Here is a 15,794-nt window from a genome sequence, read left to right on the forward strand (position 1 = left end):
CAGCAAAAATACGCTGTGCTGTTACCGGCCTCTTCGCAGCACAAGGCTGCTCCTACACGGGAACGCGTCAATCCTGAGAGCACGAACGCTCAGCCACTCACCCCGCCAGAATGAAGTCTGCCGCCGTCACCGTCGTGGCGTCGGCCACCCCCACCAGGCGGATCGAGTCGGCAGCGCCGATGCTGACCAGCGTATCAGCGCCGACATCGGCGATGGTGACGCTGGCAGCGAAGGTGGCAGCCGTGATATTGAGCGCGGTGATGTCCAGCCGGTCCTGGCCGCCCGACGCGATGGCATCGAAGTTGATGATCAGGTCGTTGCCAAAGCCTGCAGCGAACTGGAAGACATCATTGCCGTCAGTGGCAATCATCGTGTCGTTGCCCGCCCCACCTGTGACCGTATCGTTGCCAGCGGCACCGTTGATGAAGTCGTTGCCGGCCCCTCCCAGCAAGGTGTCGTTGCCGACATCACCAAACAGCGTGTCGTTGCCATCGCCACCCTGCAGCAAATCGACGCCGACGCCACCGTCCAGGGTGTCGTTGCCCAGGCCACCCAGCAGCGTGTCGTTGCCAGCGCCCCCCAGCAGTGAGTCATTGCCATCACCGCCATCGAGGCTGTCATCGCCACCGCCGCCGTTCAAGGTATCGATGCCCAGCCCACCAAACAGCTGGTCGTTGCCGGCATCACCGTTAAGCGTGTCGTTGCCCGCGTTGCCATTGAGGATGTCGTTGCCGCCGTCACCATTGAGCGTGTCATTACCTGCCCCGCCGTTGATGAGGTTGGCCAGCCCATTGCCCGTGGCAGTGAAGTTGCCCACCCCGGTGAAGGTCAGGTTCTCGACGTTGCCGGCCAGGGTGTAGGTAGCCAGCGAGGTCTGCACGGTATCGGTACCGGCACCCGACGCTTCGACCACCACATCGTTGGCATTGTCGACCACGTAGGTGTCATTGCCGACGCCACCGACCAGTCGGTCGGCCCCCGCACCGCCATTGAGCACATCGTTGGCTGCCCCCCCAGTGAGGGTGTTGGCCAAAGCGTTGCCGGTGCCGTTGAAGCTGCTGCTGCCGGTGTAGGTCAGGTTCTCGACATTCGCCGTCAGCGTGTAGCTTGCCAGGCTGGTCTGCACCAGGTCGGTCCCGCCGTTCAGCGCCTCGGTCACCGTGTCACCGGCGTTGTCGACCACGAACGTATCGTTGCCGGCACCACCGTTCATGGCGTCCGCGCCAAGCCCGCCGTTGAGGGTGTCGTTGCCATCGTCGCCGTTGAGGATGTCGGGGTCGTCACCGCCGTTGAGCACGTCATTACCCAGGCCGCCGAACAGCTGGTCCGCACCGCCCAATCCGTTGAGGGTATCGTTACCGCCCAGGCCCGAGATCACGTCGTTACCCGCCGCACCGGTCAGGGTGTTGGCCGCGTTGGTACCGACCAGGGTCACACCGGGCGGCACTACCACGGGCGCGGTTGCTGCCGACGTCAACGTCTCCAGCGTGCCGAAGCCGTCGGTGTAGCGCACGATCACCCGCAGTTGCTGGTTACCCTGGGCAAAGCCCGGGGTGAAGGTGGCCGCCGTTGCGCCGACGATGTTGCTGAAGCTGCTGCCGCTGCCTTGCTGCCACTGGAAGCTGAACGCACCCAGCCCGTCGAGGTCGGCAATGCCAGCGGTGAGCGCGGTCAGCACCTGGCCGCGGTCCGGTGTGGTGTCGCTGATCAGCACCGCGCCTGTCGGTGCATCGTTGACGTTGGCCACCGGGTCGAGGATGTCGGAGGCAACACTTTCGTGCACGCCGAAGTCATCCACGTAGCTGACCACCACCCGCATGTTCTGCCCCACCTGCGCCTGGGTCAGGACGAAGGTGCTGTTAATGGCACCGGCAATGTTGACCCAGCCAACGCCCCGGTTCGATTGCCACTGGAAGGTGAACTGCGGGTTGCTCAGGCCGTCGGCATCGACAATGGTGGCCGGGTTGGCCGTCAGCGTCTGGTTCTGTATCAGCAAGCCGGTCACGGCCGGCCCGGCGCTCGGCGCGCTGTTGGGCGCCGAGTCGACGATTTCCAGGGTGCCCTTGGCATCCTGATACACCGCCCGCACCCGAATGCTCAGCCCCGCCACATCGTCGGTCACCCGGTAGGTGCTGCCGATGGCCCGCGACACTTCGCCGGCCGCGACGAAGGTGATGTCCTCATACACCCCAGAACCCGGCAATTGCTCAACCTGCCAGTAGTAAGCCACTGGGCCGTTGAGCGCGCCGGTCGGGTTGCTTGCACTGGCGTTGTCCGCATCGTGCACGGCCAGGTCAGTGACCCGCAGCAGCTGGCCAGCCACCGGTGTGTCATCGCGTACGCCGGTGGCATCGTCGAGGATCACCAAGTGGCCCGACGGGCCTGCGTTGGCGGCCGTGCCGACACCGGAGGCGATGGCCCGGTCGGAGAACTGCAGCCGCTCGATGCCGGTCAGCCGATCGACGCCGTCACGCCCTGCTACCAGGTCAGTGACAATCACGGTATTGCCGTCGACCACAACGTTGTAGTCCGTCGCCACGCCTGAGAACAGCGCAGTGTCGAAGTTGTCAGTGCCTTTCAGGATCTCCCGCGTGATCACCAGTTGCCCAGGGTTGTAGGTGCCGTTGAGCATGAACGGCACCATCGGTTCCATGCTGTCGAACGAGGCGATTTCCGGGCCGGTGCCATCGCTGTTGGCGCGTACGCTGATGCGCACGTTGAGCCACTTGTCACCGTCGAGGATATCGTCACCGCCGCGGCCTTCGATCAGGTCGCTGCCGCTGCCGCCGAGGATGATGTTGCCGCCGTCGTAGAACGTCGCGCCAGCGGCCAGCAGATCGGCCAGGCCGTTGATCAGGCTGATGTTGGTCAGCACGCTGCCATTGGCACCGGCGGTGGGCAGCGAGGCGGCATCTTCGTTGTCGCCGCGCAGGAAGTCACCGTGCGCCGAGCCTGACACGCCCTCCATGATGTCGAAACGCACCAGCGCCGATGCCCCCGAACCCGGTACTGGCGGCACATCGAAGAAGCGGTCGCTGTAGTCGATGGTCACGCCTTGGGCGAGCCCCTTGAAGGTCGCCCAATCGTAGCCGGAGCCGCCGATATAGCGGTCACCGAAGCCGAGGCTGCCGACCATGATGTCGTCGCCCCCTTCGCCGTTGAACTTGTCGTTCTCGTTACCACCGACAAACACATCGTTGCCGATGATCGGGTCGTTGCCGAGCGGGTCGAAGTTGTCGCCAGGGGCACCGTCCGAGGTGCCCTTCTCGATCCAGTCGTCCCCTTCGTTGCCCATGTCCTGTTCGTTGGCCTTGCTGCCCAGGATAAAGTCATTGCCCTGGCCGCCGATGGCCTCGGAGGCGTCTTCACCGGTGACGATGAAGTCGTTGCCGAAACCGCCTATGATCAGGTTGATGCCATTACCGCCGTGCAGCACGTCGTTGCCGTCGCCGCCCTGGATATTGTCGTCACCGCCCATGTCGCTGATGATGTCGTCGCCAGCACCGCCGCGCAGTTGGTCGTTGCCGTTGCCGCCTTCGATGCGGTCATTGCCGGCATCGCCCCAGACCGTGTCGTCCCCCCCGCCGGAGACGAGCACATCGGCGCCGTTGGTGCCACCCAGCACAATGTGCTCGTCACCGGCATAGCGGATGTAGTTGCTGTCCGGCCCTGCGGTCAGCGGGCTGTCGCGGAACACCACCTGCTGGCCGTTCTCGCCCAGCGGGTCGGCATTGCCCAGGCCATCGTTGTACTGCTTGCTGCGGTCCACTTCGAGGTAGAACGCCGGGTCCGAGAACACCAGGCCTGGCAAGTGGGTGGCCGAGGTGTTGGCCATGATCAGCTTGGCGAACGAGTTGCTTTCCAGTTCCGCGTTCATCGACAGGCCAGCGGTGCGCTCCAGGTAGTAGAAGCGGTCGCCGTCCTGGAGTTTTTCCAGCTGGTTCTCGAACACGAAGTTGAACGTTGAACCGAGCATGCCGCCGAACGGGGTTTTTGCCTCGGCCAGGCCGCCGATCCACAGGTCGATGGCGTCGACACCGGTCACCGTGACGCCCTTCAGGTCATCGGCCGTGCCCAGCACGCCGTCCTTGCCGGGCCGTGTCACGTTGGCCCAGGCCCCGGTGCCGTTGAGGAAGTCGAGCCGGTCAAGCGGCGAACCGTCGCCACCGAACACCAGCGCCATCGCCGCCGCACGCTTGTCCACCAGGGTGGTTGCCCCGGTGATGGTGCTGTGCGTGCCATAGGCGGCGATGAAGTTGATCAACGACTCCGGATGCTTGAGGTGTTGCACCAGGTCGACCCAACTGGTGTACGGCTTGAGTTGGGTATCGCCGGTTTGCCCATAGATGTCGCGGCGTACGGCGTTGAGCGAAGGGATACCGACATCGCGGCCACGGGCGATGTTGATCGCCGGCAGGTCGAGCGGCAGCCCGAGCAGGTTGTTGCGCAGCGCCTCGGTGACGAACTCGTCGATTTCGTTACCGGCCTGGCGGGTAACCCCGCGCACGATGGCACTGGTCGCATCCTCGGGGGTGACGCCACTGGCGGCGTACGCCAGCGGGTTGAGGAACGCGGCGATCAGGCCCAACTGCTGGTCGGGGTCGGCGCTGGAGGGGTCTTTGACCACGTTGAAGTCGATGTCGAAACGGTCGACGGTCTCGGTCAGCATCGAGTGGCCGTAGCGGTACACGGTGTGCGCGAACTCGGCGACGATCGAGGCGTCGAGGTCGACGTCGTACACCTGGGTCGGGGCGAAGAACAGGTCGACACGCGGTTGGATGGTGCGGGCAAACTCCTCGAACACCAGGTGCTGGTACTGCATCTCGGTACCGAACTTGGCTGCCTGGAACAACCGCTCGCCATTCCACACCAGTGCATCGATCTCGGCCTGGCTGGCCGGCAGTGCGTTGACAGGGTTGAGCAGCCACTCGTTGAGGAAGGCCACGTCGCCCGAGTCGAGCACAGTGTCCTTGGTCTGCGCCACCAGCCGGTTGTGCTCGGCGTGGAAGATCGCGTGCACGGCGGTCAGGCCGATGTTTTCGTTAACCCGGCCGTCGCCCGCGATGTAGTGCGCGTCCAGCAACTCGTTGTCGTAGGCCAGGTTGGCGCCGGTCTGCGGGTTGACCGGGACGGCGTTGCCGACCTGGATACCGGCATCGGGTGCCAACACACCGCCGTTGAACACGGGCACTGCATTGTGGGCGATGTCGGCGAGGAACTCGTGCCCCGTGCGCACGGCGTTGGTCAGGTCGATCGGCGCCAACGGGTTGCCTTCGACCAGCACGTCGTCCGCCGTGCCGCCCAGGCCATCGGCGCCCTTCATGACCACCATCGGGTAGCCATTGGGCCCTTTGATGAAGTTGCCGTAGGCATCGGTCGCCAGCAGCGGAACGTTGTTGACGTCGGCATCGGTGAGGTGAATGCCGAGCAGGTCATTGGCCTGCGCCTTGACCACTTTCCAGGTCGCCATGCCGCCAATTTCGCTGTCGTCGGCACTGCCGAACTTGCCATCGGCGCCCAGGTCGCGGTTGGTGATCAACCGGCCCGTGGCGACGGGGCCATGGTCTGTCATCTGATAGCCACGCAGGAACACCTGGTGCGACGGGTGTGAGCTGTAGGTCTGGTTCTGGTCCACGAACGGCGTGGTGGTGTTGCTGTGCTCATGGATATCGTCGGCGTTGCCGAGAATGCCATCCGGCCCTGGCTGATTGGTGGCACGGGTCAGCACCATGAAGTTGGTGTGGCCACCCGGCACATACAGCGGGTCATCCGGTTGCAGCGGAATGTACACGGTACCCGAACCGCCCTTGGTGACCAGGTCCAGGCCATGGTCGAAGAACTGGCCAAAGAAGGTCATCCAGGCGTTGAACGGCGCAGACAGCCCGGCATCCGCCGTGGTGTTCTCGAACAGGTACACGTCGTGGTCGTCATTGGTGCCGAACTGCCCGTCCAGGCCGGGGCTGGCGACGACCCGCACGCCATCCTTGAGCACATCGTCGTTACCCGGCGTGCCGAAGTTGAGCACGCCATCGGCGCCAGGGTCATAGGCCGTGGCATAGGCAGCCGGGTTGTTCGAGGTCTGGTCGACGATCAGGTTGCTGATGGTACGCGGCTGTGAGTCGAATACTGCGCCGCTGGTTTGTTGGTAGGACGACCCTGGAATGGCCGGCGAGCCTGGGCCGAAGAAGCCGGCTGGCGCGCCTTCAGCGGGGTTGAACACCGGGTCGGTGAGGCGTGGGAAGACATTATCGGCCGCCCCGAACTGGGTGTTGTTGATGCCGTTGAGGTTCATCAGGTTGTTGTTCGAACCGTCGACTGCTCGCAGCCCCAGGGGTGCACGGATGTTCGGTATCAGCGAGAGGATGTCCTGCCCGGCGGCATCAGCCTCGGCGATCTTGATTTGCGCGAGGATGAAGTTGAGGTCGGAACGGACCATGTGCAGGCCCGCGCCACCTTCGCTGGCGTCAACCACCGGCGTCGGCGCGGTCGGCACCACGGGGGCGCCCGCCTCGACCACGGCCGTGGGTTGCGAGAACAGCACTTCAGTGGTGCCGTGCGCATCCTGGTAGATCGCCTTCACCCGCAGTGACAGCCCGGCAAGGTCTGGCGAGACCTTGAACGCCGTGCCATCGGCGCTCTGGAACGCCAGGTCGCCGGCCGGCAGCAGGATGATGTCCTCGAACACACCGCTGCCCGGGTCCGCTTCGAACTGCCAGTAGTAGGACACCGAGGTGTTGTTGAGCACGCCTTGCGGATTGGTCAGCGACACATTGTCGCCATCGCGCACCCCGGCCATGCTCACGGTCAGCATGTCGCCCACGGTGATCGCGCCAGCGTTGTTGTCGGTAACAGTCGGGCTGCCGGTTGGCTGCGCATTCACGCCGGTCACCAGTACGCGCTGGCCATCGGTAAATTGCAGGCGCTCGATATGCAGCAGGGTGTCGACGCCGTCACGGCCGGCAACGGTGTCGGTCACCGTCCACACATCGTCCGACACATCGGCTGTGCCACGGTTGTTCTGTGTAACCACGTAGTCGGCCTGAACACCGGAGAACACAGCGGTATCGAACGCCGCGCCACCCGTCGAAGTGCCCGGCAGGATTTCCCGCACGGCCTTGAGCTGGCCTGGGTTATAGGTGCGGTCGAGCATGAACGGGATCATGTCGACCATGCTGTCGAAGCTGGCGATTTCCGGCCCGGTATGGTTGACGTCGCCGGCGGCATACACCGCGATGCGCACGTTGATCCACTTGTCGCCGTCGATCAGGTCATCGCCGCCTCGGCCCTCGATCAGGTCGCTGCCATTGCCACCGAGGATGATGTTGCCGGTGGCAAAGCCGGTGGTGGGCAAACCCGCGTCAGCCAGGAACTGCTGCAGCCCGTGGATCAGCGCCACGTTGGTCAGCGCACTGCCAGTGGCACCGCCGTGGTTGAGGATGGTGACTGCATCGACGTCGTCACCCTTGAGCACATCGCCAAACTTGGAACCGGACAACCCTTCGACTTCGGCAAAGCGGTCGAGGATCGAGGCCGGCGAGGCGCCGACCGGGTTGAACACGCCGGCGTTCTGGTTCGGCGCGTTGCCATGGGGCTGCGCCAGCGCGGCCAGGCTCAGGTCGACAGTGACGCCGACCTGGTCATTCTTGTAGGTGACCCAGTCGAAACCGGACATGCCGTCCATCTTGTCCTGGGCATCGCTGCCGACAAAGATGTCATCGCCACCTTCGCCGATCATCTCGTCGAAGCCACCACCCCCGACGAAGATGTCGTTGCCGACCACTTCGTCACCCAGCAGCGGCGCGAAGTTGTCGCCGGGCGCACCGTCCTGGGTGCCCTTCTCGATCCAGTCATCGCCTTCGTTGCCGGTGGGCGGCAGGTTGGTCTTGGCGCCGAGGATGAAGTCGTCGCCCTGGCCGCCGAACGTGGTGCTGATGTCTTCGGTGGTGATGATGAAGTCTTGGCCATCGCCGCCCAGGATCAGGTTGCCGGCAACGCCCATGCTGCCGGCGACGATGACATCGTTGCCGGCGTTGCCTTCCAGGCGGTTGTCGCCGAACGAATCGGTGATGATGTCATCGCCCGCGCCACCCAGCACCGCATCATTGCCGGCGCCCCCTTCGAGGCGGTCATCGCCGCCGTCGCCGTAGAGCGTGTCGTCACCCTCGCTGGAGATGATGATGTCATTGCCCGCAGTGCCCCCCAGAACCACATGGTCCAGGCCGGTGTAATGCAGGTAGTTGCTGTCGGGGCCCACGGTATCCGGGTTGTCGCGGATCACCAGCGGGACGATTTCCTGGCCGTAGATCATGATGCCGCCGGTAGGGTCGGCCTTGCCGTCGGCACCCAGCCCGGTGAACTGGTTGGCCTGGTTCACTTCGAGGGTGAACGTCGGCGTCAGGAACACCGTGTTGGACAGGTGCGTGACGTCGGAGTTGAGCATGATCAGCTTGGCAAAGGAGTTGTTTTCAAGCTCCGTGCCGAAGTTCAGGCCCGCTGTACGCGACAAGTAGTAGAAGCGGTCGCCGTTCTGCAGCGCCTCCAACTGGGTTTCGAAGACGAAGTTGAAGCTCGAACCCAGCATGCCGCCGAAAGGCATCTTCTGCTCGGCCAGGCCACCGACCCAGAAGTCGATGGTGTCGACACCGGTGATGGTCACCCCGCTCACGTCGTCCGCAGTGCCCAGCACACCGTCTTTGCCGGCCCGGGTCACGTTGGCCCAGGCGCCGGTGCCGTTGAGGAAGTCCAGGCGGTCGAGCGGCGCGCCATCGCCCCCGAACACCAAGGCCATGGCGGCGGCACGTTTGTCGGCCAGCGTGGTCGCCCCGGTGATCGTCGCATGGGTGCCGTAGGCGGCGATGAAGTTGACCAGCGATGCCGGGTGCTTGAGGTGGTCGGCAAAGTCGACCCAACTGATGTAGGCCTTGAGTTGGCTGTCGCCGGTCGCGGCATAGAACTCACGGCGCGCCTCGTTCAGCGAGGGGATACCGGTGTCGCGCCCACGGGCAAGGTTCAGCGCCGGCAGGTCGAGCGGCAGGCCCAGCAGGTTGTTGCGCAGGGCTTCGGTAACGAACTCATCGATCTCGTTGCCGACCTGGCGCGTCACGCCGCGAATGATTGCCCCTGCCGCTTCATCGGCCGTCGCCCCGCTGCCAGCGAATGCCAGCGGGTTGAGGAAGGCAGCGATCAGGCCAAGCTGCTGGTCGGGGTTGTTGGGGTCGGTAAGGACGGGGTTGAACTCGGGGTCGAAGCGATCGACGGTCTCGGTCAGCATCGAGTGGCCGAAGCGGTACACCACGTGGGCGAACTCGGCGAGGATGGCCGGGTTGATCGAGGTGTCATAACCGTTAGGCGCCAGAAACTCGTCGATCTGCGGCTGGATGGTGCGGGCGAACTCCTCGAACACCAGGTGCTGGTACTGCATCTCGGTGCCGAACTTGGCGGCCTGGAACAGGCGTTCGCCATCCCACACCAGCGCGGCGATGGCGGCAGGTGTGGTCGGCAGCACGGCAACGTCATCCACCAGCCATTCGTTGAGGAAGGCCAGGTCGCCTGCGGCGAGGATGGTGTCCTTGGATTGCTGGACCAAGCGGTTGTGCTCGGAGTGGAACACGTGGTGCACGGCGGTCAGGCCGATGTTCTCGTTCACCCGGCCGTCGCCGGCGATGTAGTGGGCGTCGAGCAGTTCGTTGTCGTAGGTCAGGTTGTTGCCACCTGGGCCCACCAGTTGCGCGTTGCCCACCGCGGTGTCGCCGTCGGCCTGCGGCACGCCGCCGACCACGACGGGCGCGGCGTTGTGGGCGATATCGTCGAGGAAGCCGTGCCCGGTGCTGACGGCATTGGCCAGGCTGATCGGCGCGGCGCGATTGCCCTCGACCAGTTGGGTTACGTCATCGGCCGTGCCGGCAACCCCATCAGCGCCATTGCTGACGCGCATCACCACCTGCGGCATGCCATTGGGCCCGCGCAGGAAGTTGCCATAGGCATCGGTCGCCAGCAGCGGCACGCTGTGTACGTCGGCATCGGTCAGGTTGATACCGAGCAGGTCGCGGGCCTGGGCTTTGACCACGGCCCAGGTGGCCATGCCGCCATTTTCGCCATTGCCATCGTCGGCCGTGCCGAACTTGCCGTCGGCGCCGAGATCGCGGTTGGTGATCAGCCGCCCAGTGGCAATCGGGTCGCCCGCGGCGTTGAGCATGTATTCGCGCAGGAACACCTGGTGCGAGGGGTGCGAGCTGTAGGTCTGGCTCTGGTCCACGAACGGCGAGGTGGTGTTGGGCTGGCCATCGTCGGCCGTGCCCAGCACACCGTCCGCGCCGGCCGTGCGCACGGCACGTGGCAGCACCATGAAGTTGGTCGGGCTGTTGGGCACGTACAACGGGTCGTCCGGCTGCAACGGGATGAACACGATGTCGGTGGTGCTCTTGGTCACCAAGTCCAGGCCGTGATCGAAGAACTGGCCGAAGAAAGTCATCCAGGCGTTGAAACCGGCCGTCAGGCCCGCGTCTGCAGACTGGTTGGGGATGAAGAACACGGGCTTGTCGTCAGCCGTGCCGAACACCCCATCGAGGCCAGGGCTCATCACCGGCGCCGCGCCGCCATTGGCTTCTACGGCGGCGGGGTTGTTCGGCGTCTGGTCGACGATCAGGTTGCTGATGGTGCGCGGCTGCCCGTCGACCACCGTGCCGGTGCCGGCATAGGCCGCGCGGTAGGACGCATCAAGCAAACGCAGGAAGGAATTGTCGGCGGCACCGAACTCACTTTGCCCGGCCACCAGGTTGTTGTAGCTGCCGTCCACGGTGCGCAAGCCAAACGGCACCTGGCTGTTGGGCAGCAGATCGATGAGATTGGCGCCCTTGGCGTGGGCTTCGGCGATGAAGATCTGCTTGAGGATGAACTCCAGGTCCGACTTGCTGAAATTGGCCATTTAGATTGCCCTCGATCTATCGGGAGAAAGACACAGGGCAACAGGGTCCATCCCGCGCCCAGTCAGTGCTGACGTGCGCAGTTCGTGGTTCGGTTTTCCGGGATCGGTGGTGCGATGACTTCTGGTCAAGCGCGGCCCGTTGGAGCGGCCCGAATAATCAAGACTAAAGTCGTAGGTTCAAACCTTGTCAATAAGCCGTCGAAAAAATGACTCTCGATGATAATGCGTTGCAACTCGCTGTTTTTACGTGACTTATAAAAAGTTCAAAGAATTTATAGAGCGAAATGATATTACAAGATATTTCGTTGCAACCTACGCTCGTGCTTGTGGGGCACCGCAGCGTTTTCGGATGATTCGCCTACAGAGCGACCCGCCTGCGTGCCGTCCAGAAGCCACATCTAGAGCAGTCCAGAGCGCCGCAACGGCCTCCGGTTTGGTACAGAGGGAGGCCCCAGATGCACAAGCAGCCGCGCACCCGTTCCGAGCTGGCCGAGGCGCTCTTTCGCCTGCGCCGCAGCTTCTACTCACTGGCAGGCTTCAGCGGCGTGATAAACGTCATGATGTTGACGCCAGCTGTCTACATGCTCCAGGTCTACGACCGCGCCCTGGTCAGCCGTAACGTCACCACATTGACGATGCTCACCGTGCTGGTGGTCGGGCTGTTCCTGCTGATGTCCGCCCTGGAGATGATCCGCACCCGCGTGTTGATCCGGGTCGGCAACTGCCTGGACATGGACCTCAACCGTCGCATCTTCAGCGCCGCCTTCGAGCGCAACCTGAACCGCGCCGGTGGCAACCCGGCCCAGGCCCTGCAAGACCTGGCACAGGTCCGCCAGTTCTTGACCGGCAATGGCCTGTTCGCCTTCTTCGATGCACCGTGGACGCCCATCTACCTGCTGGTGTGCTACCTGATCCACCCGCTGCTGGGGCTGGTTACGATGATCGGCTCGATGATCCTCGCCGGCCTGGCGTACCTCACCGAAAAGGCCACCCACAAGCCGTTGGCCGAGGCCAACCACGCGGCGCTGTCGTCTGCCAACTACGCCAACAACAACCTGCGCAATGCCGAAGTCATCGAGGCCATGGGCATGCTGCCGTCGATCAGCAAGCGTTGGTACCAGAGCCATCTGCGCATCCTGCAGATGCAGACGCTGGCGTCCGACCGTGCGGCCTTGATCAGCAGCACCGGGCGCTTCGTGCGCATCACCCTGCAATCGCTGATCCTCGGCACCGGTGCGCTGCTGGCGATCGAAGGCAAGATCACCCCGGGCATGATGATCGCCTGCTCGATCCTCACCGGTCGCGCACTGGGGCCGGTGGAACAAGTCATCGCCTCGTGGAAGCAACTGCTTGGCTGCCGCTCAGCCTGGGGGCGGCTGACCGAGCTGCTGCAGGACTACCCACGCCGCCCACCGAGCATGTCGCTGCAACGGCCCCTGGGCATGCTCGCCGTGGAGAACGTGTTTGCTGGCGCCCCCGGCACCAACACCACCATTCTGCGCGGGGTGAGCTTCAGCCTGGCGCCGGGCGAAAGCCTCGGCATCATCGGCCCCTCCGCCTCGGGCAAGTCCACCCTCGCCCGCCTGCTGGTTGGCGTCTGGCCGACCCAGGCCGGCAAGGTGCGCCTGGACGGCGCCGACATGTTCACCTGGAACAAAGGCGAACTGGGCCCGTGGCTCGGCTACCTGCCGCAAGACGTCGAACTGTTCGAAGGGACCATCGCCGACAACATCGCGCGGTTTGCCGAGGTGGACAGCGATGCGGTCATCCGCGCAGCCAAGAGCACCGGCGTGCACGAGATGATCCTGCGCTTCCCGCAGGGGTACGACACCCGCCTGGGCACCGATGGCAGCCCGCTTTCCGGTGGCCAGAAACAGCGCATTGCCCTGGCCCGTGCGTTGTATGGCGAACCTAACCTGGTGGTGCTGGATGAGCCCAACGCCAACCTTGACGATGTTGGGGAAAAGGCCCTGGTCGATGCCCTGGGCGAACTCAAAGGCCGTGGCGCCACGGTGGTGCTGGTTTCTCACCGGCCCAACGTGCTGTGCGCCGTCGACAAGGTGCTGATGCTGCGTGACGGCGGCGTGCAGATGCTGGGCACGCGCGACGAAGTCTTTGCCGCCCTGCGCAAGGCAAGCGTGATACCGGCGGCCGCAGCAGCGCCGCTGGCTTCGGTAAAAGTACGGGAGTAACCGATCATGCACATGAGCCAACCGACCGAGTTGATCCCTGCCGAGGCTAAGCGCCTGATCGACCTGGATGCCGGCAAGCCGGTGCGCTGGGGCCTGTGGCTGGTGCTGGCCGGCTTCGGCGGCTTTTTGCTGTGGGCCTGGCTGGCGCCGCTGGATGCCGGCGTGGTGGCCACCGGCACGGTCAAGGTCACCAGCAATCGCAAGGCCGTGCAGCACTTGAGCGGCGGCACCGTGGAGGCGATCCTGGTGCGCGAAGGCGACGTGGTGAAAAAGGACCAGGAACTGGTTCGCCTCGATGCCCTGCGAGCCGTGGCCGAACAGGGCGCAGTCAGCGCCCAGTACATTGTCAGCAATACCGTGGAAAACCGCCTCGAAGCCGAGCGCGACAACCGCGACTCGGTAACCTTTGACCCCGCGCTGCTCAAGCGCTTCAGCGCAGACCCACGCCTGCTGGCTGCCATGGACTTGCAGCAGCGCTTGCTGGACACCCGCCGCGCCGGCCTGGCGGGCGAGCTCAGCATCCTCGAAGAGAACCTGGCGGCATCGGCCGTGCAGCTCAAAGGCCTGCAGCAGGTGTACGGCGCCCGCGCCTCGCAGATCAACTTCCTCGGCCAGGAGCTGCAAGGGACCCGCGTGCTGGCCGCCGAAGGTTATGTGCCGCGCAACCGCCTGCTGGAACTGGAGCGCAGCAACGCCGACCTCTCCGCCGGCCAGGCCGAGAACCTCAACAACATCGCCCGGGTGCGCAGCCAGGCCACCGAGATCAAGCTGCGCATGCTTCAGCGCCAGCACGATTACTTGAAAGAGGTCGAGTCGCAACTGACCGACACCGCCAAGGAAAACACCACCCTGGCCGACCGCTTGCGTGCATTGGACTACGAAGTGACCCACACGGTGATCCGCTCACCCATCGATGGCATGGTCCAGGCGCTGGGCATCGCCACGGTCGGCGGGGTTATCCAGCCTGGCGCCAAGCTGATGGAAATCGTCCCGCTCGACGAGCCGTTGCAGGTCGACGCGATGATCCCGGTGCAGGCCATCGACAAAATGGTCCCAGGGCTTGCCGTGGACATCGCCTTCCCGGCCTTCAACCACGCTCAGACCCCAAACATCCCCGGCCGTGTGAAAACCATCTCTGCCGACCGCCTGCTCGATGAAGAAAGCAAGCAGCCGTTCTACCTGGCGCAGGTGGACGTTTCACCCGCCGGCATGAGCTTGCTGGGCAGCAACCACATACGCCCCGGCATGCCGGCCACCGTCACCATCAAGACCGGCGAGCGCAACCTGCTCAGCTACCTGCTCAAACCCATGCTCGAACGCGTCGACAGCGCGTTCAAGGAGCAATGAGATGAACCGTCACTGCCTGATGTTGTGCCTGTTGGGGTTGTCCTTGCCAGCCAGTGCCATGGACCTGAAGCAAGCCTGGGACCTGCTGCAGTACCAAGGGCCCATCTACCATGCCGCCGAGCATGAGAAACAAGCCGGCCTGGAAAACCGGGCCATCGGCCAAGCCGGCCTGCTGCCGCAGATCAATGCCACGGCCTATTACAACAAGGTCAATGGCTCGCAGCGCCAGAGCGGCCAGGACAACGACCTGGACTACGACTCCAAAGGCGCCAGCGTGCGCCTGCGCCAACCGCTGTTCAACAAGCAGAAGATGGCCGAATACCGCCAGGGCCAGCAGCGTGCCGACTACAGCGTCGCGGTGTTCGATGCCAAGAGCCAGGATGCCGCGGTGCGCCTGGCAGACAGTTATTTCGATGTGCTGTTGGCCAGCGAAACCATCACCCTGGCCAGGGCCAAGCTGAACGCTTTCGAGGAGCAGCTTGCGTCAGCGAAACGGCGCATGGAGCTGGGCGCCGGCACGGTGACCGACATCGACGAATCGGTCGCTCGCCGCGACCTGGCAGAAGCCGACCTGATCGAGGCGCAGGACAACCTGGTCAACGCCCGTCGCAAGCTCGAGGAGTACATCGGTGAAACCCCGGCATCGCTGACCACCTTGCAGCCAGGCTTCACCACCCCGCCGCTGCTACCGGGCAACCTGCAGGACTGGCTGGTCAAAGCACAAACCGACAGCCCGCTGATTCACGCCCGCCGGCACAGCTACGAACTGGCAGAAGAAGAGGTGAACCGGGCCAAGGCCGGGCACTGGCCGACCCTGGACTTCGTTGCCGGTTACACCGCGGGCAGCAGCCAATCGATTTCAGAGCTGAACCAGCGCAACCAGTACAGCTCGATCGGCTTGGAACTGAACATCCCGTTGTACAGCGGCGGCAGCACCAGCGCGCTGACCCGCCAGGCCAGCGCCAACAGTTCGAAAGCGCTGGACGAGCTCGACGCCACCCGCCAGGAAGTCATCTCCGGCACCACCCGTGAGTACCGAGGTGTGCAGAGTGGCGCCATGCGTATCCATGCGCTGGAAAAGGCCGTCGCGTCCAACGAACGTTCGCTGACCTCGACACGCAAGGGCTTTAAGGAGGGCGGTACCAGTACCAACTCGGATGTGCTTAATGCCGAGGAATTGCTCTTTGACGCACGGCATGACCTGTTCGAGGCCAAGTTGAACTACCTGATGTCACGCCTGCGCCTGGCGTCATCGGTGGGCAGCCTGGGGGACGACGATATCGAGCTGGTCAACAATTACCTTGGGCCGGAGTTGATGGTGAGTAACTGAC

The 15,794-nt window shown here is 64.2% G+C and carries 4 protein-coding genes; 3 read left to right on the plus strand and 1 reads right to left on the minus strand.

Annotated elements, in window-relative coordinates:
* Positions 1 to 97: 97 nt before the first annotated feature.
* A complete protein-coding gene (locus HU750_RS08760) occupies positions 98 to 10,924 on the minus strand; it encodes a peroxidase family protein (RefSeq protein WP_186678671.1) in 10,827 nt (3,608 codons plus the stop codon).
* A 455-nt stretch (positions 10,925 to 11,379) separates the two neighbouring features.
* On the opposite strand from HU750_RS08760, the gene HU750_RS08765 reads away from it, so the two are divergent.
* From HU750_RS08765 to HU750_RS08775, 3 genes are read left to right on the plus strand one after another with little or no spacing between them, the layout of a single operon-like run.
* On the plus strand, positions 11,380 to 13,116 hold the full coding sequence (locus HU750_RS08765; RefSeq protein ID WP_186678674.1) for a type I secretion system permease/ATPase: 1,737 nt from the start codon (positions 11,380 to 11,382) through the stop codon (positions 13,114 to 13,116).
* A gap of 6 nt (positions 13,117 to 13,122) precedes the next feature.
* Complete coding sequence (locus HU750_RS08770; protein WP_186678677.1) at positions 13,123 to 14,463, plus strand: HlyD family type I secretion periplasmic adaptor subunit; 1,341 nt, start codon at positions 13,123 to 13,125, stop codon at positions 14,461 to 14,463.
* 1 nt (position 14,464) lies between these two features.
* Positions 14,465 to 15,793 carry a TolC family outer membrane protein gene (locus HU750_RS08775; RefSeq protein WP_027593774.1) on the plus strand — a complete coding sequence of 443 codons (1,329 nt, stop codon included), beginning with the start codon at positions 14,465 to 14,467 and terminating at the stop codon, positions 15,791 to 15,793.
* Position 15,794: the final 1 nt, after the last annotated feature.

The organism is Pseudomonas sp. SWRI50 (assembly GCF_014269095.1).
Taxonomy (GTDB): domain Bacteria; phylum Pseudomonadota; class Gammaproteobacteria; order Pseudomonadales; family Pseudomonadaceae; genus Aquipseudomonas; species Aquipseudomonas kermanshahensis.

What these genes read in the sequence shown, in the direction of transcription:
- HU750_RS08770 (WP_186678677.1), top strand. Translation starts at nt 13,123, where the DNA reads ATGCACATGAGCCAACCGACCGAGTTGATCCCTGCCGAGGCTAAGCGC.
- HU750_RS08760 (WP_186678671.1), bottom strand. Translation starts at nt 10,924, where the DNA reads ATGGCCAATTTCAGCAAGTCGGACCTGGAGTTCATCCTCAAGCAGATC.
- HU750_RS08765 (WP_186678674.1), top strand. Translation starts at nt 11,380, where the DNA reads ATGCACAAGCAGCCGCGCACCCGTTCCGAGCTGGCCGAGGCGCTCTTT.
- HU750_RS08775 (WP_027593774.1), top strand. Translation starts at nt 14,465, where the DNA reads ATGAACCGTCACTGCCTGATGTTGTGCCTGTTGGGGTTGTCCTTGCCA.